Raw genomic sequence first — 23,519 nt, 5'->3', positions numbered from 1 at the left:
GATATATAGACGCTTTCTACTAGCCTTCCATGTCCCGCCGCTTATATCCCAGCGCTCCAATCACCATCATTAATATGCTTATTCCACTTAGAATCAGCAACACTGGATACGACAGCTCCTCGTTGGGATAAGCTGGAATATATTCATAGACAGACAGATTTCGTACCCAATCCGGAAGCTCTAAAATATCTCCTAAATAGATCACGATAAAGCCGTACACGAGAAACACCCATACAAGAGAAGTTGCTTTAGGAAGCCAGCCGATCAATAAAACAGCTATTCCCAACACTAGTAAAAGGGCAGGAATATAAACCACAGAAGCTCCCAGCACATCTGCAAATGACATCATCTCCTCGCTGATTATAAAGCCGACACTCCATAATGTAATCGCCTGCAAGGTCGGTAACACAACCGCAATCATAATAGCTGAAACGAGATAAGCCCGCAGCAGTTGCATTCGTGATACTGCCCTGCTGAATAAGAGCTCAGTCCGGTTTGCTTTTTCTTCCCCACGGAGCCTTAAAAAGCTGATAATCACCGGTGCCGTGATAAACAACGCCATAATCGCCATCAATAAAACAATAAATTGCTCCATCACATTTCCGTCCCCTGTTAAAAAGGCTTGCATCGCTTCATTCTCTAAAAAGAAAGCCTCTAAATCTCCTAATATAAGAGCAAAAACAATATTAAGCAGTAAAATACCGATCATCCACATCAAAATCATCGTTCTCTGCAAACGAATACCCAGACCGATCTTTGTTTTCAAAAAGGCAGAAGCACGCATAGCCCCCGCACGTTCAGGCAGTAAGCCATCGCCTATATCACGTTTTGCCTGCAGAATAAATGCAATCATTCCAATCCCAATACTGCTTACAAGTAATAACACTACTGGAAGGCTGTTATTTCCCACAAAAACATATGCTCTTGAAAGCCACCCAAGCGGACTGATCCAAGATAAAAACGTCACTTCCACATCCCCGATAGCACGTAACAGATAGAAGAAAAACAATGCACCGAAGCTAAATATACTAGTTCCCCTTGAAGAGGTGGCCAGATGAGCAAAGAATGCTGTCAATGTACCAAACAGCAGTCCAAAGCTGCCCAGAAGACTACTGTAAAGAACAATACCTGAAAACCCAAAACCGTCTATTCGCATGGCTGTCATTGCTGTCACAAGCAAAATGATGAGTAAAATATTTGCCGACAGCATCACCATAAAGGAAGCTGTCAAATAGCTTAGACGTCCAACAGACTTGGACTGGACAAGCTCCAGGATTCCATTCTCTTCATCATCCCTTGTCAGCCTAGACATGAGTAAAATATTCATAATAGCTACTGCAATTGCAGAAAACAACAGCATTTCCAATGCAAATAAGCTGCCGATTTCCTGATAATGTTCATAGCCTATTCCAAGCATCGCAATCATTGCCGGGTTTTCCATCGTTATAGAGTATGCTTCTCTGGATGCTTGATCCGGATACATACCTGGATAAGCATAAGCTACGGAGCAGGTTACCAAAACCAGTCCTGCCAGCCACAACAGCAGCCGCAGCCTGTGCTGTCTCATTAAAATAGGAAAAAGGATGCCCGTTCCTTTGATATGCCTCTTCATTATGCATTCTCCTCACTGCTGCGTTCCTCATAATGGCGCATAAATAAATCCTCCAAAGTTGGTGGTGTACTCTCCATTTTCCGCACGCCATATTTGCTTAGATAGTTGATGATTTCTTCCATATGGTCTGTATCTGCCTGAAAAGAAAATTGTCCTTCTGTTTCCTTCAATTGGTGTATACCGGACAGTTGTGCCAATCCTTCTGGGGCTTCTCTTGTTTCTACCTGCATTTGCATCCTTGTTAAATGACGTAAATCCTTAAGTGTCCCTCTTTCAATTATTTTTCCTTGGCGAATAATCGCAACACGGTCACAAAGCTTCTCGACTTCTGATAAAATATGACTGGATAAAAGCACCGTCTTCCCAGCTTCTTTCACTTCTCTTACACCCTGCTGAAAAGTATACTCCATCAAAGGATCAAGCCCTGAAGTCGGCTCATCAAGAATAAATAGATCAGCCTCTGAGGCAAAAGCGGCGATCAAGGCAATCTTTTGCCGATTCCCTTTCGAATAAGACCTTGCTTTCTTCGTCGGATCAAATTGAAATCGTTCCACCCATTCATCACGCTTCTTCTCTGAATAGCTCCCGTTCATTTTCAGTAAAACATCAATCACTTCTCCACCTGTTAAATTGGGCCATACATACACATCACCCGGTACATAAGCACAGCGTTTATGAATTTCCGCTGCATCCTTCCATGCGTCCTTTCCAAATAATGTTGCACGCCCCTCCGTCGCCTTTAACATTCCTAATAAAATACGTATTGTTGTTGACTTCCCTGCTCCGTTCGGTCCAATAAATCCGTAAATCTCTCCTTCCTTTAATTCCAGCGACACTTGATCCAGCGCTTTAAAATCACCAAATTTTTTCGTTATCCGATCCAGCTGAAGCATAGTCATTAAAAATCACCCCTTGAAGTTTTGAAATATTTTAACTTATATATTTCATAATATAGATAAAACCATCGTAAGTCAATAAGTTTTGAAGTATTTTATTGTTTATATTTCATTTTTAAATATGATATGATATAGGCGGAGGTGGCAGACTATGGACGGTTTTGAACGCAGAACGTCAATCAAAAAGGAAAAAATTTTAAATATAAGCGCAGCACTATTTCAAAAAGAGGGCATCAAAAAGGTTTCCATCTCGAGGATCGCAAAAGAAGCAAATGTGTCACAGGTAACCATTTATAATTATTTTGAGAGCAAAGAAAAATTATTGTATGAAGCCCTGATTTATTTTGTGAATCAAACATGGGAAGAATATCTGGAAATCGCTCAGCGATCGATTCCATTCGAAGAAAAAATGAAGCTGTTTATATTCGATAAGGGACAAGTAGCTAGCCATTTACATGAAGAATTTTATAACTATATGATGGATTTATATAAAACAGAAGGAAATTATATCGAACAGCTTTACCAGGAAAAAGCTCTCCCAGCCATGATGCAATTATTTAATCAAGGGCGAGAAGAAGGTTTTATCGATTCGAACATCAGTGACACAGCTCTATTTGTGTTTTTGCAAATGTTTAGTGACTATGTTCAAAAGGATGAGATGGGTGATCAAATTCTTCCCTTAACTGAAGAATTAATGAAGCTGTTTTTCTATGGTATTGCAGGCAAAGGAGAAAGTAAAAAACCTGACTGAGAGATTTTCACATCTGACAGTCAGGTTTTTTGCCTTATTTTTTTATTTTGGCAGCAATAATCATAAGTACCGCAACGATAACTGCCGGTGTAAGCCATCCTAAGCCCTCTGCATAAAGCGGAAGGACATTGCCGAATAGATCAACTATTGCATCCAGCCAGCTAGGCAATTCCATTTTTAAAGACTTAAAAAGTGCTACAAGCCCGTCTACAATACTGAATATAAACGTAATCGCAATGGTCGGGATATAGACAATCCGTGAATGATTGAAAAACGGTGACACAAAAGTTAATAAAACTAAAACCATTGCCAGCGGATATAAGAACATCAGCACTGGAATAGAGAAGGAAATAATGTTCTCAAGTCCAAAGTTAGCGACAACAAACGTTAAAATAGAAAAGAAAAACACCCATGGCTTATAAGCAATAGCAGGGACCAAAGAATGAAAATATTCTGCATTTGCTGTTACTAAGCCAATCGCTGTGGTCAGACAAGCCAATATAATAATAGCTGCCAGCAAAATAGCTCCAAATGTACCAAAGTAATGCGATGCTGCGCCGCTTAATACAGGTCCTCCGTTATCAAATACACCTAATTCTGTCACACTGGTTGCTCCTAAGTAGGAAATTCCTACATAGATGACAGCCAGTAAAGCTGTTGATGTTAAACCGATTTTAGTAACAGCAGAAAGGATTTGACTGTTATTTGTAATTCCAAAGCTTTTAATAACATTAATAATAATAATCCCAAATACCAGCGCAGCTAAAGCATCCATCGTGTTATACCCTTCTATAAAGCCGGTAAAAAACGCTGCTGATTGATAGGTTTCATCCGGAGATTGGATAGACCCCATTGGATTGAAAAATGCGATTGCTAACAAAACAATCAGTAGAATAACAAGCGCCGGAGCCAGGAATTTCCCGATATTATCTACAATCTTTGATGGGAACAATGAGAAAAGTAATGTAATCAAGAAAAAACTTCCTGTAAAAATCAATAAGCCCGTCTGCTGTGCGCCATCACTTACATATGGTGCAATCCCAACTTCAAAAGCAACTGTTCCTGTTCTTGGTGCAGCAAAAAATGGTCCAATTGTTAAATAAAGTAACGCTGTAAATGCAAGACCATAAATAGGGTGGACACGACTTGCAAGCTCCTGCAAATTATTCTTTCCAGAGAAGCCCATAGCCATAATACCAAGAAATGGCAGACCTACTCCGGTTACTAAAAATCCAATAATAGCTGGTGCGAGGTTATCACCTGACAGTTGTCCCAGCTGCGCCGGAAAGATCAGATTCCCCGCTCCAAAAAATAAAGCAAATAGCATAAATGCAATTGCTAAATAATTACCTATACGTAGTTTGGTATTCATTTTATTCCTCCTAGCTCCAAACCTAATAATTCTTAGAATTGTCAAATTATTTAACATAATTTGACACGATTATTATCTTACTACTTTCAAATATGAAATGCAACGAAAAGTAAGGAAAATAGGAGATTTAGAAAAAATTCACAAAAATAGATAGTAGCATCTTATTTTTTCTTATAGACAATCTTCCGGCAAACTTATACTATTATAGATAATTATAAAGTAGAAAGTTATTTAGTCAGGGAGTCCCTGTCAGAGCATTCACAAATCATAGTATAAAGAGGTTGATAGATGATGAAGTTATCCCGTCGTGTCGAACAGCTTCCTTCCCAGTTCTTTGCATCACTTGCCGGGAAAGTAGCTGCTGCTATAAAAGAAGGAAGAGATATCATTAACTTAGGGCAAGGAAATCCGGATCAGCCGACACCACCCCATATTATCCAGGCCCTTCAGGAAAGTGTAGAGGATCCAGCTACACATAAATATTCTCCATTCCGTGGTACAGAGGAATTAAAGCAAGCTGCTGCATTATTTTATAAAAGGGAATATGGAGTCGATTTAGATCCTGCATCAGAAATTGCTATTCTGTTCGGCAGTAAAATCGGTTTAATAGAGTTACCTGTAGCTCTCATGGATGAAGGGGAATTAATGCTTTTACCAGACCCCGGATACCCGGATTATCTGTCCAGTGTTCCATTAGCTAATGTGGCTTATAGCACTTTTCCCTTACTAGAAGAAAATGATTTTTTGCCAGATTATACTGCCTTGACAGATGAACAAAAGAAGCTTGCCAAGCTGTTATATCTCAACTACCCGAATAATCCGACCGGAGGAGTGGCAACGAAGGGTTTTTTTGAAGATACCGTTGCATTAGCTAGGCAGAATGATATTGGCATTGTCCATGATTTTGCTTATGGAGCAATCGGCTTCGACGGAGATCAGCCAGTGAGCTTTCTGCAAACTGAAGGAGCAAAAGACGTTGGCGTGGAGCTGTATACTCTTTCCAAAACGTATAACATGGCAGGCTGGCGCGTTGGATTCGCCGCCGGGAATAAAGATATGATTGAAGCCATTAATATTCTGCAGGACCACTTATTCGTCAGTCTTTTCCCAGCTGTTCAAAAAGCTGCATCCGAAGCATTACTAGGCGACCAAAGCTGTGTCACTGCGCTTGTAAAGCTCTATGAACAGCGCAGAAATGTTTTAATAGAAGAGTGTAAACGCATTGGCTGGAAGGTCACTGCACCCAAAGGCTCCTTTTTTGCCTGGCTCCCTGTGCCTGCAGCATTTACAAGCGAAGAATTTGCAGATTATTTATTAACAGAAGCAGATGTAGCCGTTGCTGCCGGAAATGGTTTTGGGAAAACCGGAGAAGGTTATATACGGGTCGGTCTGCTTGTAGACGACGAACGTATTCGTGAAGCACTTCGCCGTATAGAAAAACTCCAGTTATTTCGCAAATAAAACATTGACGAAACGTGTAAAATAAGATAATTTTAAGTAATACAATTCAAATAATACGAATTCAAAAAGTTCCCAAAATAGAAGCAGAAAGATTAAGGTGACGTCGGCTTTTACAGGATATGATGACTTTGTGTTGTCCACAGGACATGGACAATCTTAGCAGACTTATGCTTTTAAATACGTGAGTATCGGAAAAGTGACGTCAACAAAGAGATTCGCCGCATATCATTGGAGGGACTTTTTGAACAGCCTCTATAAATGATACACCTCTTATCCAGAGTAGCTGAGGGACTGGCCCGTTGAAGCTCGGCAACCTTAAAAAGGTGCTAATTCCAGCAAGACATTTGTCTTGAAAGATGAGAGCAGAAAATAAAAGCCTATTTTCGAGTCTCTCTTCCACCAGAGAGGCTTTTTTTATGAATTGTTCAGATAGTGATATTAAAGCGCACAGATGATAAAATCAACCGCTAAAAAATAGAAAGGCAGGAAGAACATCAAATGATTAAGTTAGAGAATGTCACAAAAATTTTCCCGTCCAAAAAAGGAAAAGATGTTACTGCATTAGACAATGTGACGATTTCTGTTAATAAAGGAGAAATCCATGGCGTTATCGGCTATAGTGGTGCAGGAAAAAGTACATTAATTCGTTGTGTTAATTTACTGGAAACACCGTCTAAAGGAAAGGTATGGATTAATGGGATTGATTTAACAAAATTATCAAAGGAAAAGCTCCGGCAAACAAGACAAAAAGTTGGCATGATTTTTCAGCATTTCAATTTATTAAAAACGGCTACTGTCTACGATAATATTGCCATTCCTTTAAAACTGCTCGGCATACCTAAAGCAAAGATTGCTGAGCGGGTTAATAAATACTTACAAATTGTTGATTTAGTTGAAAAAAAAGATGCTTACCCTTCCCAGCTTTCAGGCGGTCAAAAGCAGCGTGTAGCTATTGCCAGAGCATTGTCGCAGGAGCCACAAGTGCTTCTAAGTGATGAGGCGACCAGTGCACTGGATCCCGAGACAACAAATTCCATACTCGAATTATTATTGAAAATCAATGAAGAGCTTGGGATTACCATTCTATTAATCACACATGAAATGAATGTTATCCAAAAAATATGTGATTATGTCTATGTTATTGAAAATGGGAATCTCATTGAGCAAGGATCCACGATAGAGTTATTTACAAAACCAAAACAGGCGACAACCAAAAAATTCTTAAATACGATTTCACAGCGAAAATTATCTGACCGATTAATTGATGACTTGAATTTAGAAGGCAAAGTCATTCGTTTAACCTTCCTTGGTGAAAATACAGGACAGCCGCTGCTATCCAGGGTGACACAGCAATTTTATGTAGAACCGAATATTCTGACAGCGAATATTATCGAATTAAAAAATGGCATTGTTGGTAATCTTGTTATTCACTTGATTGGCAATGAGCATCAAGTGGAACAATCCCTCTCTTTCTTGCGAGAACAAGGCGTAGAGGTAGAAGAATTGGGGGTAAATTAAGATGCAAAACTTTATAGATCAATGGCTGCCATTATTTCCTCAAGCAATCAAAGAAACCTTTCAAATGGTTACTATTTCGTTATTTTTCTCTGTTATTATAGGCGTCATTTTAGCTATTCTATTAATATTGACACGTCCAGGACAACCTTTACAAAATAAATTTGTTTACCAGTTTTTAAACTTACTTATTAATGTCATTCGTTCGATTCCATTTATTATTCTTTTATTCTTTATGCTCCCTTTCACCAAATTGGTAGTAGGCGTAACGATTGGTGTAAAAGGGGTTATTGTACCACTGGTTGTCAATGCAGCCCCTTATATCGCCAGACTGATTGAATCCTCCCTGTTAGAGGTAAACCAGGGAGTAGTTGAAGCATACCGTGCTATGGGAATAAAGACACATCAAATTATTTGGAATGTGATGTTGCGTGAAGCTAGACCAGCAATCGTTCTGGCTCTAACTATTGCAACAATCAGCCTGATAGGCGCAACGGCTATGGCTGGTCTGGTTGGAGCCGGCGGTTTGGGTGACCTTGCTTACCGATTTGGACATCTGCGCTATGAAGCAGAAGTAATGTATGTCACCGTAATCCTTCTCGTCATTATCGTCCAAGGTATCCAATCTCTTGGAAACCGGCTCGCTGAGCGAATGAAAAAAGATTAAAATGGAGGCAGAACTATGGTAACCTCATCGAAGGATGGCTCTTTCTTAGAGCACATCACTATACAGGATTCGTTTCCTATCGGAGTAGAACAACTTGAAGCTGCAGCAAAGCATGCCTTGCCAGAAGAGGTATTCAGTCATATTCGTTCTGGTGCTGGCGGAGAAGAAACATTAAGAAAAAACAGAGCAGAATTCAAAAAATATTCCATCATCCCTAGATTTTTAAGGAATGTATCAGAGGTCGATACTTCCATTTGTATTTTAGGAAATGAATATGCTTATCCTTTTATGGTTGCTCCAATCGGTCATTTAAAAATGGTTCATGAGGAGCCGGACTTTGCCATTGCAAATGCTGCTGCTTCCATAAATATTCCATATATACAAAGCACAGTTACTTCCAGATCTATGGAAGAAATCTCAAAAGCTGTTCCGCATGGCCCGAAATGGTTTCAATTATATTGGTCTAAAAATGATGCTATTTCCTACAGCATGGCAAAACGTGCAGAAAACGCAGGCTACGAGGCAATTGTAGTAACCGTGGATACAACGATACTTGGCTGGCGTGAAGATGATATGCGCCATCAATATTCTCCTTTAAAAAAAGGATATGGAAAGGCAAATTATGTTCAAGACCCTGTGTTCCAAGAAAGTCTGAAGAAAGATCAGGATGAAATTGCTTCGATTATTGAGAACCTGCATCATCCACACCTGCACTGGAATAACATAGCAGAATTGCGTCAGCGTACAAAACTGCCAATCTTTTTAAAAGGTATCCTTCACCCTGAAGATGCAAAGCAGGCTATAAAAGCGGGCATCAGCGGTATTGTTGTGTCTAATCATGGAGGCAGACAAATGGATGGGACTATTTCAAGTCTGGAAGCATTACCAGCTATACGGAAAGCCGTTGGTTCAGACTTTCCTCTGCTCTTTGACAGCGGCATCCGCCGGGGAGCAGATGTCATCAAAGCCCTTGCTCTTGGTGCTGACGCAATTTTACTCGGACGTCCTTATGCCTATGCACTAGCACTTCAAGGAGAAACAGGTGTTCAGAGAATATTTGCCAACCTTGCTCAGGACATTTCTGTATCCATGGCTTTATCCGGGGCCAGAACAGTGAAAGAAGTGAAGCAGCTCACGTTAAAAGTTGCTGATATTTAAAGTAGAGGAAGCGGACTCTTAATGGAGCCGCTTTTTTCTTTCATCCTGCTGCAAGATAAGCAACTCTTCCCACCCTAAAATATAAGCTTGTGTTTCAAATTAGATATTTTTTATAGAGCAAAAAAGAGCTGTATCTGTTAAAGTAAAAGTTAACGCTTATAAAAAACTCTGATTTTACCCAGATTAACAATATAAGAATAAAACAGTACGTTCAAGAGGTGTTCCAAAGATGGATGAATGGTACAAACTTGATAATGCAGGCAAAATGTTTCATGCTGTATCCGAACAGACAAATTCCTCGGTCTTCCGGATTGCTGCCGTAATGAAGGAAGCCGTACAACCCGATAAGCTCCAGCTTGCACTTGATGATGTTCTCAAACGTCTGCCTATGTTTGCCGTAAAGCTTAGCAAGGGGTTATTTTGGGATTTCCTTGTGGAAAATAATCAAAAGCTTTTTGTTCAATATGAAAGCCAATATCCATGTGCACCTATTGATCCTATCGAAACAAACGGCTTTTTAATGCGTGTTACCTATTATAAGAAGCGGATTGCTGTGGAATTTTTTCATTCTGTCACAGATGGCACAGGTGCTTTAGAATTTATTAAAGCACTTGTTTACCATTATCTCATTCATTTGGGTAAAAGCGTAAGCTACGAGAGTACACTAATTAATATTCATGATGAGCCCAGCTATTACGAAAGGGATGACAGTTATCAAAACTATGTAACAGATGAAAAACCAGAAAAATTTAAAGAAGCATCCTCTTATCAAATCCGTGGCGGCTCTATCGATCAAACTATTGTCATCCATGGGAAAATGAGTACAGAGAAGGTACATCAGCTTGCTAAAAAGCACGGGACGACCATTACTGCTTTTATTTCAGCGCTTCTTATTGCAGCTATCTATAAAGAGAGATTAAAATTTCGAGCTTACCAGGAAGAAATAAAGATTGCTATTCCTGTTAATTTAAGAAATCTTTTTCCTTCGAATACGCTGCGTAATTTTTTTGGAGTTGTCAATATCGGCATGGCAGTTACGGAAACGACAACATTAGAAGAAATTATTACGGAAATCTCGAAACAACTGCGGGAAAAAATACGGAAGGAAAGCTTGCAGCAAAGTATTAATGACCGGGTAAAATGGCAAACGAGACTGACAGCCAGATTCATCCCGCTCCCCCTTAAGTACCATGCGATCCGTTATGGTTATAGAAGCTTTAGTGAACGTACCAAAGCAATGACGCTAACTAATGTAGGTAAGGTACAACTTTCCGAATCCATGAAATCACACATCTCTCATATGGAAATCATCTTGTATCCGACAAAGAAAAGTCCAATCAACGGAGCAATGATTGCAGTCGGAGATGAACTTGTAATTTCATTTTCAAGAATGATTAAAGAAGCGGATATTATTCGTACTTTTTTCAGGGAACTTTCTAAGACATACAATTTGGAGATAGAAGTATACTCCAATGACAGCAGGTGAAAACAATGCAACATTATTGCAATAATTGCAACACCTATACAAAACAGAAATATTGCCCATTATGCAAGCATAAGCTTTCCGAAAAAACAGGAGACAACGAATATTATCCTGTTTATGAAACCAAAGTCAAACGGCGCCGCTTTGCACAGCGTCTTGTCTTATTCATTGCGATTTTTGCTATCAATACCAGCTTATTAATTAATTTATTTACTACTCCGGAAAGGTTATGGTTTTTATACGTACTAGGTCCTGTTCTGTATGGTTTACTGACTATCAATCATACCTTTCTTTCTAAAGCACACATTGGATCGAAGGTGGTTCTTCAAGTTATCTCTCTTTCTGTGATGCTGTTTATCCTAGATGCCGCATCCGGGAGCTCAAAATGGTCCATTCACTATGTTATTCCGTTTCTTGTTACGTTGGCGACACTGCTTGTAACAATTATTGTACTGCGGAAGCCAATGAAATGGAGAGAATACATTGGATATATGACTACCATGGTCATTCTCGGTTTTCTTCCTGTACTTCTGTTTTTAAGCTCCTGGTCCACGGTGTTATGGCCAAGTGCAGCAACAGCCTTATACGCTCTGATGACACTGGTTGGCATGGTGTTGTTTTCGGAAAAGACAATGAAAAACGAAATTGTACGACGGTTTCATTTTTAGAATAAAGGCACATGTGATTTTTTCCTTTATCAGCCTGTGCCTTGCTATTTCATCCTGGTACTTTATAATCTACTTATCATTATTTTCCGATTCTTGCTGAATAATCTTTAATTGCTCTGGAGTAAGGCCCGTTATCTGTATAATGGCAGTATAATCTATCCCTTGTTTTAGCATTTTTAATGCTATTTGTTTTGTATTTTCCTCCAATGCAGACTCCGCTTCGATTCTTCTGGTCTCCTCCTTTCTTCTTTTGATCTCCGTTTCTTTTTCCCTCGCTTTCAGTTCTTCTTTCTCTGCTTTCAGTTCCTCATTCTGCTTTTCAGCTTCTTCTTTCTGCTCTTTCATCTCTTCCATTTCCTGTTCCAATAACTCTCTATCCCGCTTCTTGGATTGCTCATCTAAAATTTGCTTCAAACGTGTTTCATATTCCCGGCGCTCTTCTTCTGTTCGGCTTAAATCTTCCCAAACCCGCATCGCAACATGTAATGTTTTATCCACCATTGCAATCTCCTCCAATTCCTGATAGATATCATTGTAGAAGTGATTCTTTCGTCTATCAACAGTTCCTAACAGCAGCAGCCAGCGTGTTAAGACATCCTCCCACGGATCCAGCTGATTCTTCTTCCAGGCAGTGATTAGTTTAGGAATCTCCACAAAATGAAATTCAATCATATCGGTTAATGGATATTTCTCCTTCATCTCGTATAAACGAAAGATATTATGAAAGGCATCTGTTTCATCCAGCAGGTTAAAATGCATAATATTAATACTGATAACAGGGTACAGTTCCCTATAGCTTTGCCCTTCTTTCAGCTGTTCTGAAAAAAGTCTCGACCAATAATACAGGGATCTTTTAATCATATTATACTCATTATTGATTTGAATTTCTATGTTGACCCATTCTTTCTTCTCTGTCTTAATCAAGAGATCTAATCTGGATTTTTTATCCTCTTCATATTCACCCCCAATTTCAATGTTTTGAAAGTAAAGCTGCTGAATCGGACTTCTTCCTGACTTTGCTAAAATTGCGTTAAGGAAAACAACGGTGATTTCTTTATTCTTTTCGCTTCCAAATAATTGCTTAAAAGCATAATCTACTTTTAAATCCATTAATTGAACATCCGGTATCCGATGCAGTGCTTTCTTGGTACGCCCTTTTCTTCTTTGATACTTGTTGTATGATTTGGAATCTTCCTGTACATGCAGAGAGGTTATTGCTGATGAAGAGTAAATTTTACGGAGACAAATTTGAGGCATAAAAACACATCCTTTATTTATGATAAGGTGAATTTCTGAGGTGAATATCTAAATACAGTATATCGAACAAATGTTCTTTAATCAAGTAGTTTTTTCTAAAATTAATTTGGAAAGACGAATCGCTCTCTTATTTCCGTATGTTTCACTTGATTAAAGGAAAAGCTAATCACAGAAGAAACATAAAGGAGAAACAGAAAATGATTACATTAGATACGAATATGCCTGGAAAAAAGGGTTTTTTCAAAAAATTAAAGCCACATTTTAAAGAGCTTGGATTTCATATCAATGGAGATAATAAGTATCAAGGCCATTTTAATGGACTTCTTTCCAGCCAAGACGGGGAAAAAATGTATTTATATCTCCCCTATCAATTGTTACAAGAGGAGCATAACCAGCCATCTGTTCAAATTGAATTTGGAACCCCTCTTATCATTTATCATGGCACCAACGAGGATCCCTATTTATTTCAGTCCGTACGTCATAAACAAGATTGGAAACATAAGGGAGAACAGGCTGTTCAGCAAATCATTAATCATATTGATAATAATCTTTAGTTGAACTTTTTCCTTTGTTCCAGCATACTGAAAGAAAGATTCATCTGAAAAAGGAGGGGCGCTATGTATCACTTTGTAGAAGAGCAAATTAAAAAGGCAGTGGATAATGGAGAATTTGATGATTTGCCGGGCAAAGGAGAACGCTTGGACTTGCATGATGAATTTGCAGGATTACCCGAGGAAGTTAAACAATCCTTTCGTATTTTAAAACGGGCAGGTTACCTTTCAGACGAACAGGAAAATCAAAAGCAGTATATATCGCACCGCGACTTAATGCAAATTGCAACGGATGGTGAGATGCAAGCTGATCAATCAGAAAAACAAGCAGCATTTCAAACATTAGTGAAAGAACGGAAACTTGATAAGAGCAATGTTTTTCATAAATATGCAAGAAAGATTAAGCATAAGCTGTTTCAGTAGAAAAGGGACCAACCTCCAAGTTAATCCCTTTTTAACTTTATACAATTATACGTTCCATCTCTTTTAACAGCTCATAAGCCCCTTCAGATTTATTAGAGCACACAATCAGTGTCTTTTCATCATGCGGATAATGAACCGCACGAAAATTAACTCCCGGGTCATATCCCATTTGAATATACTTTATCACTTCTTTATCATCGCCTAATTCCATATAACCGGAATATCCGTAGAAGATGTTTTCTTCCTCATCTACACATTTGCGCGCTTGCAGCAGTTCCCGGGTTATTTGCTCAGACAAAAGCCGGTAACGCATTAAAGCATCCCAGAATTTGGCCATATCACCTGTAGTGACAAATGCTCCACCATCTGATCCACCTTTTGCCGGAAGAGAATAAATATTTGTTTTCCATTTTCCGTTTGGCTCTTCTACATACCCTAAAGCTGTCCGTTCCGGTAAACAATCCATTTCAAAATAGCCTGAATCACACATGTCGGCAGCTTTAAAGATATGTTCTTCTACAAATGAAGTAAAGCTGCAATCAGCGACATGCTCTACAACCAAGCCTAATAGGATGTAGCCTGAATTGTTATATTGAAAGGAACCACCTGGATTTTCCTGCATTTTCCTGTGTTGAAAAAGTGGCAAGAAATCTTTTGGTGTTCTGACACCATACATGGGGAAATCTTTCCACAACAACTCAAAATCATCCATCTCTCCCTCATCAAAGTAATCCGGTACACCCGAGGTATGCGTCAATAAATGATGAATGGTAATGCCTTTATCAAAGTAAGGGAACTTCTCTGCCACGCAATCTTGTAACTTTGTTTGAAACGATATCTTGCCCATTTCTACAAGCTTAGCAATGGCAACTGCAGTAAATATCTTACAGCCTGAAGCAATACCAAATCGTGTATCTGCTTGATTTTCGAGTTTTTCGGCACGGTTTCTGAATCCATTGCTCCCTGTTATTATTTCATCCTGCTTTTTAGCATAGAATGCTCCTGAAAAAGAAAGTTTCTTTTGCACTTCCATCAGTTTATTCCACTTATTTTCTGTACACATTTTTGCTCCTCCTGAAACCCTTTTTTTATTTATGATTTACATGCATGTTCAAAAAGTTGCACCAGTTTTCGGTGGGGCGAGTAATCGCAGTACAGTCCCAGCCCCTCATTGGAAAAATCACGTCAATGCAGCAATTCGCCACTTATCATTTAGGACTCTTTGAACACCCTTTTAAAAGGAAAATCAGGTAAGAAGTTCATACCATATAATGAATCATATGATTTTCCTCCATCCTTATTTTGGAGTTATAGTTAAAATACAGAAAATTACTACAAATCCTATTATTTATGGATTCCTTTCTAAAACAACCCCAGCTGCTGCGAGGCAAGCCCGTCAAACTCAATCCCCAGCATCTGCTGAAATTGCTTGGCATTTCCAGCTGCATGTCCTCCAGAATTATTGTTAAACAAAACGATGACTTCTTCACACTGCTTTTCCAATCTTTTTACCTCTTCAGCTATCGATATTAACTCTTGTTCATTGTATTCATATAAATAGCGGACCTTACGCCAATTAGCATTGCCCGAGTAGTTCCAGCCATGGACATTCCTGCCGTGCAAACGAACAATCACTTTATCCTTTACCGTCACCACAGGCACAAACGGAACAGATTTCACACCAGCCTGAGGCTCATCCGCAATCGTGTGAATCCAGCCTTCCCGTTTCATAAACTGCAAGGTTTGCTGCTGAAACCTTTCTTCATACCAGGATTGCTGTCTAAATTCCAATGCAACAGGAATATCCTTCATTTGCTTTTTACAATAACGGATATAATTTACATGCTCCTGTCTGCAATCAAACCACGGTGGAAATTGAAACAGCACTGCTCCCAGTTTGCCTGCCTTCCGAAGCGGCTCGACAGACTCCCTAAAAGCCTGGAACATTTCCTCTTTGGTTTCAAAAGGATTTTCCTTTCCTTCACGATCATGCCCTGTCATTCCTTGGTAGGCTTTCACGATAAATTGAAAATTTCCGGGTGTCTCCCTTGCCCATTTCTCCATATTACGGATAGGCTGTACTGCATAGAAAGAGGAATCTAATTCTACTACTGGAAAATGACTGCTGTATTCCTGTAATTTCTCATGTGCTTTCGTATCAGCAGCATAAATAGATTTGTGATCTCCCCATCCAGTCAATCCAATTTGAATCACTTTTAACACCTCTCTTTTTCTCTACTCTCTTAATTGTCTATGTTCACGCAGAACCATAAATTTAATGAACGGAATAATAATAATCGATAAAAACAAAATTCGGAACAGTTGAAAAGATGTCACCACTGTTACATCTGCCTGAATAGACGCTGCGATAATCCCCATTTGATCCACACCACCTGGAACAACGCTTAAAAAGCTTGTAGCAAAGTCCATAAACCGATGTGCCATCCATTCACTAATCAAAAATGCTACCCCAATTAAAATAACACAAGAACCAACGGCATAAACAATATGAGACTTCATTTTCTTCAATTTATCCCGTTTTAATAATAGCCCCATATAAATCCCGATAAAAAGCTGTGCAATATGTAATAAACTTTCCGGCATAACCGGGACTTGAACAGATAATAGATTACATACCATGACAAGAAATACAGGTCCCAATAAATATGCGGTAGGAACTTTAATAAATTTAAAAAGCATTCCTGCTATGTAGCATATAATCAATAAGCCAAATAAAACCGGCGAATAGCTTTCAATTGTTTTCTCTGCTGTCATACTGCCATTATTACCAGAAACAATAAATGGAACTAGCGTAATAATCGCCAGTAAACGGATAACTTGATAAAACGTCACAACCGTAATATTCAATTTTTTTTGTTCTTCTGCAAAGACTACCACCTGCTGTAATCCTCCGGGAGCGCAACAAGCCATGGCTGTCCCAAGATCTAACCGCGCCCATTTGGAAACCACATAGCTGACACAAATAAATAACACAAGAAAGATAACGTTAATGAAGAACATCATCGGGAAATAGTTCACCATTTCTTGCAGTGCTTTCAAGGTAAAGGCATATCCAATCGTGTATCCGGCAATAATTAAGCCGATATTCCGAAAGATTGGATTCCATACTATTTTCCATGGTGATCTTAATTGAAACAATAGTGTCACAATCATTGATCCGAGCAGCCAGGGCAATGGCAGGTTAACAATCGAGAAGATAATAGCACCTAAGAGACCAATTGCAAATGTTCTCAGGAATAAAAATATCATACAATTCCCTTCCTTCTCTTTCTATTATAACGTGTTCTCTCAAATACTAAAATCGATTATTTCGGATTTATATGTAAAAAAGAGGTATATGCCATCCAAAGAAGTAGCTTTATAGACACACCTGCTCTAACCCCAAAGATAGAAGTCATTATTTTTAATTTTGCTGAGGCTTTCTTTAACCTTCTATAGATAAAGCGTACATATGTCCAAAATCCTCACTTCATTCAGCCGTAAACTGATTATTACCATACATTTAAATAAAAGTACAAAAAATAGCAGCTTTTCCACTTCAAATCGGAAAACTGCTATTTTTTTCTAACTGTATGCTTTTATCTTCTTTCAGTCCCAACAAAATCAGTTTATTGTCAAAGCCTTTTATTTCACCCTAATCACAACATCTTCACTTGCCCGGACCTGCTTCACATCCTGTTTATGTAAAGCTTCGATATCACTCATATTTGTAATAAGCATTGGCGTAACCGTACTCACCGCTTTTTCACCTACAACTGCCAAGTCGACATCAACAAGAGCATCGCCTTTTTTCACTTTATCTCCTTCTTTGACATGGATGGTGAACCCTTCACCATCCAAAGCAACGGTTTCTAAGCCAATATGAATTAAAATTTCCGTCCCATTGCTGGCTTTAATCCCTACCGCATGCTTTGTCGGGAACGCTTGCACAATATTCCCATCAATAGGTGATACAACTTTTCCATCAGCTGGTTTAATAGCAATGCCGTCGCCCATCATTTTTTCAGCGAATACCGGATCAGGCACTTCCTCCAAAGGAATTACCTCTCCATTAATCGGAGCGAATAATTCAATCTCCTGATTCTCTTTCTTTTTAAAAAGCTTTTCAAACATGGCTATCCCTCCATTTTATTTGCATCATGCTGTGCAGAGTTCGGATTCCCACAAATGTCACCCCTCCCTGACACGTAAAATAAATTTATTCAATGCACATGCTACGCCGTCATTATTATTATCTTTTGTTATAAAATCAGCTATTTCTTTGACATATTGTTGGGCATTTCCCATCGCAATCCCCAGTTTAGCCTTTTTAATAAGCTTGGCATCATTCAGTGCATCTCCTATTGCCATTACCTCATTCATATCAATCCCCATTTGCTTACAAACAAATTCAATACCCGTTGCTTTATTTATACCTACGGGGTTTAATTCAATATTAGTTGGCAGCGTATTTGAAACCTCATAGAGATTCGTTTCTTTTAAATATTTGCGGAGAATTTCAGCTTCCTCCGCTGTTTCCAGCCTGATTCCAAATTTCAACCAGCTTTTGTCCATATAATTGGCTGGAAATTGATTCGTAAAGAATTCCCTCGCAGTCAGTGCCCAGTAACTTAATTTATTTGCTTCACAAAGATCGACAAGCTTTGACAAATGATCAGCAGAAAGATAATGCTGGGAAATCACTTCCTCCTTTGCGTTTAATATTTGTCCGCCATTAGCTGTAACAAAAAAATTATTTAAATTTAATTCATTGACATATGGTTTTACATGGCTGAAAGGTCTGCCTGTGCTAAGAACGATTTTAATTCCCTGATCTATACAAGCTTGGATGGCATCTTTATTTGCACTGGATATTTGTTTATTCGTATCTAAAAGTGTTCCATCCATGTCAACAGCAACAAGTTTAATCATATCGAACACACTCCTGAAACGGGATCGCCTTATTCTGCTCCATCAAATTTCATATCTTTTTTTATTTTTTCAGATACATGAAACGCTCTTTCAGCTTGTTTCCCGGCAATAATATGCCCTGCACCAACGTACTTTTCCGGGAGCAGCATGCTCTTGATTTCATCCCTGGAAAACATTTCATTCACATCCTTATCTTCCAATAAAGCATCTACAAATGAACTTCCCTCTGTCTGCACTTGTATCGCTTTATTGTAAACAATCGTATGTGCTTTATCTTTTCCAAGCCTCTTCGCTATTTCCATCATAATAAATTCACTGTTGTCCAATCCTTTATTCAGAGAAGCGTTTTCCTTCATTTTATCTACATGAACAGAGATTCCTTTCGTTAATTCCTCTGTTCGTAAAACAATCTCTGTAATTAATTCTATGGCCTCTTCTAGCGCAGCATCAAACACCATATACTGACTGCTGTCTGCTTCATACGGCCTTGCAGCCGCATTTAAGCAAAGCTGCGGAAGCGTATAGAGCTTTTGGGCATTAGCAATAATTCCTTTGGATAACTTTGGATTAATTTTATGCGGCATTGTACTGGAACCAATTGTGCCGCTTGCAAAGCTTTCCGAAACCTCTCCGATTTCCTCAATAGATGTTGTGTATACTTCTTCAGCAATTTTATGAAATCCATTTGCTAATAAAGCAAGTGCATGAATATATTCTGTTTTATGACTGGTTATATTTCTTGACGGTACCTGCATTGCATGCATATTTAACAGCTTAGCTACTTCTGACTGCAACTTTATACCAGCTTCTCCAAACGTATTAAATGAACCGACAGCTCCTCCCATCATTACTTGGAATGTCCGCTTAGCTGCTTCGGACAGTCTTTCTATCGCATCAATTGTCTCACTGATCCACACAGAAACTTTATATCCGTAAGTAATCGGAATCGCATGCCTTCCATGTGTACGCCCAGGCATTACTGTATTTTGATGCTTTTCTGCCAAATCTCCTAAGTGAGATAAAATATCTGCAAGTACATTCATCATGCGATCATGTATTTTTGAAACAACCAGAAGCTGTGCTGTCTGCTGAATATTTTGCGTTGTAACACCATAATGCACGTACTTACCGCTTTCTTCGTTACAAGCTTTAATGAACACTTTTAGAAAGGGTACAAAGCCATGTCCCACACTTTCTTTTAATCGTTCCATTTCTTCTAAATCTATATTTTCTAATCGGGCTGCTTCATTAATATTTTTTGCGGCTTCTTCCGGTATGATGCCCAGCTCTCCTTGAGCAGCTGCTAATGCTGCTTCCACATCCAGCCAGGATTGATATTTTTGATTGGAACCTAATAATTCTCTTATTCCATAATCATACATTGTTTTTGTTTTGGAATCATATAACGCTCTCATATCTATTTCCTGCTCCCTTATGCTTTATTTTGGATATAGTTTCTCATCAACTGCATTTCTGACAAATTCAACATGTGGTCCAAATACGACATGAATATGATTTTTTTGAGCCATAAAGGAGCCGGATGAGCCGGAATCTTTTAATTTTTCCAAGTCAACTTTCTCATCATCATTTAAATCTACTCTTAATCGGGTAACGCAGTTGTCGACATTCTTAATATTTTCTTTTCCGCCAAGCCCTTCAATAACAATTGCTGCAATTTCAGGATATCTTTTTTCTTTTAATAAATTTACATTTTTTATTTCTGCTTCACGACCAGGTGTTTTTAAATTCCATTTTGTAATAGCAAACCGGAAAACAAAATAGAAAACAATAAAGTTTACAATACCTAAAAGAACAAGCTGATACCAATTTGTGTCTTCGTATAATAAACCAAAGATACCAAAGTCAAATATAGTTCCTCGAATATAACCAATCGATATATCTAAAAAGTTTAATGGTAATGCCATGATGCCACTTAATATGATATAAACGACAAATAGCAGCGGAGCAATAAATAAGAATGAAAATTCCAGCGGCTCCGTAACGTTTCCTAAAAATGCTGTTAATACGACTGTCAGAATAGTTCCTTTCGCAATCGTTTTATTGGATGCAAAAGATGTATGATACATCGCTAATCCAATTGCCGGAATTCTAAACAATGTAATCAGCATTTGACCAGATGCCAAATACTTCACTAAATCAGGCATTAAACGATCCCATGCTTCATGAGAAGGACCTAAATTAAATAAAATCTGATTGGTAGCATTTAAAATACCCATATAATTTTGCCCATCAATCAAGTAGACTCCACCGGCTTCTGAGAAACGAACTACAGAGGCAAGTACATGATGCAGGCCAAAAGGTATTAACGCACGATGAGCAGCCCAGTAAACACCAACTCCAAAATGCTGATTCATAAATATAAATGAAATACTTAATAAAAATTGTGTGAATAGTCCCCAGATAATCGGTATGATTAACCCGACCGGAATCATAACTAAAAATGTTATGATTGGTACAGACTTTTTACCGCCAAAGAAAGCAAATGCCAGCGGTAATTCCAATCTATAAAAACGATCTGCAATTTTGGCGGCTATTAAACCTGCTATTATTCCTCCAAAAGCATCAATTCGTAATGTTTGAATTCCTAACACGATTCCCTGTCCGACTTGCGACATTGTCTCAGGGTCTTCAACTAATGTTCCTGTAACTGTCAGATACACATTCATTACAATAAGCATCGTTAAATATCCCAATACAGAGGCAAACACAGCTATTCCCTTTTCATTCTTCGACATCCCATATGCAACGCCCATAGCAAAGAGAAGCGGTATATTCTCGAAAACAATTCCTGTAATATCCCGCAGGCTATTAATGGAAGTTTGAATGACTGCATTATCTAGAAAAGGCAGCCTTTCAATCATATAATCCTGCCCTAAAGCGCCGCATATTCCCATGAGCATCCCCACAGGAGCCATGACACCAATTGGTAATAACAAAGATCTTCCAAATTTTTGAATTGTATCTTTGACGTTATTTAATTTCATTCCTTCTCTTCCTTCCTCATTTATTAAATTAAGTGTAGAATTATATCAGGGGTATAACAAGGAAGTTTTTCAATAAAAATGCATCTCAAAAAGTACCCCTCATTTATATCAGCAAAGTTAAATTTACTATTAAACCTATGTTTTCTGCAGGAAGAAAATGAAATAACCTAGTATTTACAAAGCCATTTAGGCAATCCCTGTGAGGAGGAATCTGGCTATGGATTCTCTTGATTTAAAATTACTCAACCACCTTCAAGAGCATGGAGAGATTGATTTATCAAATACAAAAGCTTTCAATCGAAGTGAAGGAAGTATTTACAGAAGGATTGATTCCATTAATGCCTATTTATCAAAGCATCAGCAGCTTGTACCTAAAAACCATAAAATTCAAAGTAAGATGACGTATAAGGAATATATCCAAATTGTTCAAAGCATCCCTTTTTATGCATATATTCCATCACAACAGGAACGGTTATCTTTTATCATTGTGCAATCCATTTTAAAAGAAGTTGTTAATACCTCCAGACTATATCAGCACCTGGGATTAAGTATGAGCACCAAGAAAAAAGATAACCGTCATTTGACAAAGCAGTTAAAGCAGGCAGGGCTTTGCAAAGAGATTGTTCGAAAAAAAGGGATTCGTATCAGCGGTCAAGAAACCCTGATTCGGATAGAAGCTGCAAAAATTCTGGTTAAGCTATTTGAGCTGGATAAGGATAATAAACTATATCTCCGGCAAGCTAATAATCCAATGGAAGTATTAATCGCAGAATACTTTTTAACTGAAACAAATTTTATTCACAACCAAGTAAAAAATTTGATTGAAACGATTATCTATCAACAAAACATAGAATTATCTTATCCTTCTAAAAAGTTTATTTTTCTATACGCCATGATTACATTTTACAGGAATCATCTGGGATACTATGAAAGTAAAAAAATTCATACAACCATTACATTTCCGTCACCATTCAAGTTTGTTAAGCATTCAATGGAGAATCAAATATTTAACCATATATTATTTTCTTTGGATACTATGAATAAGGAGAGCAACGTATCTATTCAAATACAATGGCTGGAAGAAAAAGTAACACAATTTATTTCTGTTGTTCAATCAAACATTATTACGGATATATACTCAAAACATGAATTATTTCAAGAAATGTATCAGTTTATTTTCAAATGTATTCTGCGTTCGGATTATCGCTTTGATTTTTATGATAATAAGCTGGATCAAACTGCGGGAAAATTTCCAAATCTCTATCATTTAATCGAACAAGATTCATTTATTTCCAATGAACTTCAATTATCATCTGATCAAATTGCAACACTCACACTTATTTTTCGAAAGCATATTAACGAAAATAAAATCTTGGGGAGAAACACAAAAAGTATTGTAATTGTTACGAATTCCTCTATAGAGAAAGCAGATTTTTTCGGAGCTACGTTAAATCATTACCTGGATATTAAAATTGTTAAAACATTGCATATTAATGAATTGCATGCGTTGGCTTATCTTGATTATGATTATGTCCTTACCTTTTCCAACCGTATTGCCACACTTATTGAGGAGCAGGGCTATACATGCCTGAAAGTAAAATTCTATATTAATGATGACGATATCAATATGCTGCTGCAAATTGGCTTTTCCAGCAGCTCCCGCAGAAAAATACTTGCTGAAGAGATCGTTCCTGTTTTGCAAGGGAAAACAGCGGATGAGATGAAGGAATATTTGATTAAAAATTATCCTTCTCACTTTCTATAAGAG

21 protein-coding genes and 1 riboswitch are annotated in these 23,519 nt (G+C 38.1%); of the genes, 10 read left to right on the top strand and 11 right to left on the bottom strand.

Going from position 1 to position 23,519, the window contains the following annotated elements; translation table 11 throughout:
• Window positions 1-19: 19 nt before the first annotated feature.
• A complete protein-coding gene (locus FLK20_RS07660; RefSeq protein WP_152655978.1) occupies window positions 20-1,612 on the bottom strand; it encodes an ABC transporter permease in 1,593 nt (530 codons plus the stop codon).
• Window positions 1,612-2,511, bottom strand: coding sequence for an ABC transporter ATP-binding protein (locus FLK20_RS07655; protein ID WP_152655977.1), 900 nt, complete (start codon window positions 2,509-2,511; stop codon window positions 1,612-1,614). Before FLK20_RS07655 ends, FLK20_RS07660 begins: the two co-directional genes overlap by 1 nt.
• Window positions 2,512-2,659: 148 nt before the next feature.
• Between FLK20_RS07655 and FLK20_RS07650 the strand changes: the two genes are divergently transcribed.
• Window positions 2,660-3,259 (top strand): TetR/AcrR family transcriptional regulator, encoded by a 600-nt coding sequence (locus FLK20_RS07650; protein WP_152655976.1) that lies wholly within the window; start codon window positions 2,660-2,662, stop codon window positions 3,257-3,259.
• A gap of 34 nt (window positions 3,260-3,293) precedes the next feature.
• On the opposite strand, the gene brnQ is transcribed toward FLK20_RS07650, so the two are convergent.
• Window positions 3,294-4,631, bottom strand: coding sequence for a branched-chain amino acid transport system II carrier protein (gene brnQ, locus FLK20_RS07645; RefSeq protein WP_152655975.1), 1,338 nt, complete (start codon window positions 4,629-4,631; stop codon window positions 3,294-3,296).
• Window positions 4,632-4,922: 291 nt separating this feature from the next.
• Here brnQ and FLK20_RS07640 point away from each other — a divergent pair, with 291 nt between their 5' ends.
• The 6 genes from FLK20_RS07640 (at window position 4,923) to FLK20_RS07615 (ending at window position 11,583) form a co-directional block, all read left to right on the top strand.
• Window positions 4,923-6,092 (top strand): pyridoxal phosphate-dependent aminotransferase, encoded by a 1,170-nt coding sequence (locus FLK20_RS07640; RefSeq protein WP_152656177.1) that lies wholly within the window; start codon window positions 4,923-4,925, stop codon window positions 6,090-6,092.
• Window positions 6,093-6,359: 267 nt separating this feature from the next.
• Window positions 6,360-6,455, top strand: a riboswitch (SAM riboswitch).
• Window positions 6,456-6,590: 135 nt separating this feature from the next.
• The gene (locus FLK20_RS07635) at window positions 6,591-7,610 is read left to right on the top strand and encodes a methionine ABC transporter ATP-binding protein (RefSeq protein WP_152655974.1); all 1,020 of its coding nucleotides are present in this window, start codon (window positions 6,591-6,593) and stop codon (window positions 7,608-7,610) included.
• Window positions 7,606-8,274: a methionine ABC transporter permease gene (locus tag FLK20_RS07630; RefSeq protein WP_152655973.1), complete on the top strand. Its 669-nt coding sequence runs from the start codon at window positions 7,606-7,608 to the stop codon at window positions 8,272-8,274. Before FLK20_RS07635 ends, FLK20_RS07630 begins: the two co-directional genes overlap by 5 nt.
• Before the next feature lie 15 nt (window positions 8,275-8,289).
• Window positions 8,290-9,432, top strand: a complete 1,143-nt coding sequence (locus FLK20_RS07625; RefSeq protein ID WP_152655972.1) for an alpha-hydroxy-acid oxidizing protein — start codon at window positions 8,290-8,292, stop codon at window positions 9,430-9,432.
• Between the two features lie 229 nt (window positions 9,433-9,661).
• Window positions 9,662-10,918: a phthiocerol/phthiodiolone dimycocerosyl transferase family protein gene (locus FLK20_RS07620; RefSeq protein ID WP_152655971.1), complete on the top strand. Its 1,257-nt coding sequence runs from the start codon at window positions 9,662-9,664 to the stop codon at window positions 10,916-10,918.
• A gap of 5 nt (window positions 10,919-10,923) precedes the next feature.
• The gene (locus FLK20_RS07615; RefSeq protein WP_152655970.1) at window positions 10,924-11,583 is read left to right on the top strand and encodes a DUF6320 domain-containing protein; all 660 of its coding nucleotides are present in this window, start codon (window positions 10,924-10,926) and stop codon (window positions 11,581-11,583) included.
• Window positions 11,584-11,652: 69 nt separating this feature from the next.
• Here FLK20_RS07615 and FLK20_RS07610 read toward each other — a convergent pair whose 3' ends face one another.
• Complete coding sequence (locus FLK20_RS07610; RefSeq protein ID WP_152655969.1) at window positions 11,653-12,840, bottom strand: Rpn family recombination-promoting nuclease/putative transposase; 1,188 nt, start codon at window positions 12,838-12,840, stop codon at window positions 11,653-11,655.
• 197 nt (window positions 12,841-13,037) lie between these two features.
• Between FLK20_RS07610 and FLK20_RS07605 the strand changes: the two genes are divergently transcribed.
• Together FLK20_RS07605 and FLK20_RS07600 are read left to right on the top strand one after the other, a co-directional pair.
• The gene (locus tag FLK20_RS07605) at window positions 13,038-13,394 is read left to right on the top strand and encodes a YugN family protein (protein ID WP_194165572.1); all 357 of its coding nucleotides are present in this window, start codon (window positions 13,038-13,040) and stop codon (window positions 13,392-13,394) included.
• Window positions 13,395-13,457: 63 nt separating this feature from the next.
• Window positions 13,458-13,814, top strand: a complete 357-nt coding sequence (locus FLK20_RS07600; protein ID WP_152655967.1) for a DnaJ family domain-containing protein — start codon at window positions 13,458-13,460, stop codon at window positions 13,812-13,814.
• A 37-nt stretch (window positions 13,815-13,851) separates the two neighbouring features.
• Here FLK20_RS07600 and FLK20_RS07595 read toward each other — a convergent pair whose 3' ends face one another.
• The 7 genes from FLK20_RS07595 to FLK20_RS07565 form a co-directional block, all read right to left on the bottom strand.
• Window positions 13,852-14,877, bottom strand: coding sequence for a serine hydrolase domain-containing protein (locus FLK20_RS07595; protein WP_152655966.1), 1,026 nt, complete (start codon window positions 14,875-14,877; stop codon window positions 13,852-13,854).
• Window positions 14,878-15,176: 299 nt separating this feature from the next.
• Entirely contained in the window at window positions 15,177-16,028 is an 852-nt protein-coding gene (locus FLK20_RS07590; protein ID WP_152655965.1) for a DUF72 domain-containing protein, read from the bottom strand.
• A 21-nt stretch (window positions 16,029-16,049) separates the two neighbouring features.
• Window positions 16,050-17,084, bottom strand: coding sequence for an AbrB family transcriptional regulator (locus FLK20_RS07585; protein WP_152655964.1), 1,035 nt, complete (start codon window positions 17,082-17,084; stop codon window positions 16,050-16,052).
• Window positions 17,085-17,459: 375 nt separating this feature from the next.
• Window positions 17,460-17,948: a PTS sugar transporter subunit IIA gene (locus FLK20_RS07580; protein ID WP_152655963.1), complete on the bottom strand. Its 489-nt coding sequence runs from the start codon at window positions 17,946-17,948 to the stop codon at window positions 17,460-17,462.
• Between the two features lie 57 nt (window positions 17,949-18,005).
• Window positions 18,006-18,746 (bottom strand): Cof-type HAD-IIB family hydrolase, encoded by a 741-nt coding sequence (locus tag FLK20_RS07575; protein ID WP_152655962.1) that lies wholly within the window; start codon window positions 18,744-18,746, stop codon window positions 18,006-18,008.
• A 29-nt stretch (window positions 18,747-18,775) separates the two neighbouring features.
• The gene (locus FLK20_RS07570) at window positions 18,776-20,161 is read right to left on the bottom strand and encodes a class-II fumarase/aspartase family protein (protein ID WP_152655961.1); all 1,386 of its coding nucleotides are present in this window, start codon (window positions 20,159-20,161) and stop codon (window positions 18,776-18,778) included.
• A gap of 24 nt (window positions 20,162-20,185) precedes the next feature.
• Entirely contained in the window at window positions 20,186-21,751 is a 1,566-nt protein-coding gene (locus FLK20_RS07565; RefSeq protein WP_152655960.1) for a PTS transporter subunit EIIC, read from the bottom strand.
• A gap of 217 nt (window positions 21,752-21,968) precedes the next feature.
• On the opposite strand from FLK20_RS07565, the gene FLK20_RS07560 reads away from it, so the two are divergent.
• On the top strand, window positions 21,969-23,516 hold the full coding sequence (locus tag FLK20_RS07560) for a helix-turn-helix domain-containing protein (protein WP_152655959.1): 1,548 nt from the start codon (window positions 21,969-21,971) through the stop codon (window positions 23,514-23,516).
• Window positions 23,517-23,519: the final 3 nt, after the last annotated feature.

The sequence above is a fragment of the Oceanobacillus sp. CFH 90083 genome, from assembly GCF_009389585.1.
GTDB lineage: Bacteria > Bacillota > Bacilli > Bacillales > Amphibacillaceae > Oceanobacillus.
Note: the sequence above shows the minus strand (reverse complement) of the source record. Positions and strands in the feature narration are given on the sequence as shown.

Bases quoted from the DNA above. Each gene is read 5' to 3' on its own strand.
- FLK20_RS07640 (WP_152656177.1), top strand. From the start codon at position 4,923: ATGAAGTTATCCCGTCGTGTCGAACAGCTTCCTTCCCAGTTCTTTGCA.
- FLK20_RS07600 (WP_152655967.1), top strand. From the start codon at position 13,458: ATGTATCACTTTGTAGAAGAGCAAATTAAAAAGGCAGTGGATAATGGA.
- FLK20_RS07565 (WP_152655960.1), bottom strand. From the start codon at position 21,751: ATGAAATTAAATAACGTCAAAGATACAATTCAAAAATTTGGAAGATCT.
- FLK20_RS07615 (WP_152655970.1), top strand. From the start codon at position 10,924: ATGCAACATTATTGCAATAATTGCAACACCTATACAAAACAGAAATAT.
- FLK20_RS07560 (WP_152655959.1), top strand. From the start codon at position 21,969: ATGGATTCTCTTGATTTAAAATTACTCAACCACCTTCAAGAGCATGGA.
- FLK20_RS07620 (WP_152655971.1), top strand. From the start codon at position 9,662: ATGGATGAATGGTACAAACTTGATAATGCAGGCAAAATGTTTCATGCT.
- FLK20_RS07635 (WP_152655974.1), top strand. From the start codon at position 6,591: ATGATTAAGTTAGAGAATGTCACAAAAATTTTCCCGTCCAAAAAAGGA.
- FLK20_RS07570 (WP_152655961.1), bottom strand. From the start codon at position 20,161: ATGAGAGCGTTATATGATTCCAAAACAAAAACAATGTATGATTATGGA.
- FLK20_RS07625 (WP_152655972.1), top strand. From the start codon at position 8,290: ATGGTAACCTCATCGAAGGATGGCTCTTTCTTAGAGCACATCACTATA.
- FLK20_RS07605 (WP_194165572.1), top strand. From the start codon at position 13,038: ATGATTACATTAGATACGAATATGCCTGGAAAAAAGGGTTTTTTCAAA.
- FLK20_RS07585 (WP_152655964.1), bottom strand. From the start codon at position 17,084: ATGATATTTTTATTCCTGAGAACATTTGCAATTGGTCTCTTAGGTGCT.
- FLK20_RS07660 (WP_152655978.1), bottom strand. From the start codon at position 1,612: ATGAAGAGGCATATCAAAGGAACGGGCATCCTTTTTCCTATTTTAATG.
- FLK20_RS07575 (WP_152655962.1), bottom strand. From the start codon at position 18,746: ATGATTAAACTTGTTGCTGTTGACATGGATGGAACACTTTTAGATACG.
- FLK20_RS07610 (WP_152655969.1), bottom strand. From the start codon at position 12,840: ATGCCTCAAATTTGTCTCCGTAAAATTTACTCTTCATCAGCAATAACC.
- FLK20_RS07655 (WP_152655977.1), bottom strand. From the start codon at position 2,511: ATGACTATGCTTCAGCTGGATCGGATAACGAAAAAATTTGGTGATTTT.
- FLK20_RS07580 (WP_152655963.1), bottom strand. From the start codon at position 17,948: ATGTTTGAAAAGCTTTTTAAAAAGAAAGAGAATCAGGAGATTGAATTA.
- brnQ (WP_152655975.1), bottom strand. From the start codon at position 4,631: ATGAATACCAAACTACGTATAGGTAATTATTTAGCAATTGCATTTATG.
- FLK20_RS07595 (WP_152655966.1), bottom strand. From the start codon at position 14,877: ATGTGTACAGAAAATAAGTGGAATAAACTGATGGAAGTGCAAAAGAAA.
- FLK20_RS07650 (WP_152655976.1), top strand. From the start codon at position 2,660: ATGGACGGTTTTGAACGCAGAACGTCAATCAAAAAGGAAAAAATTTTA.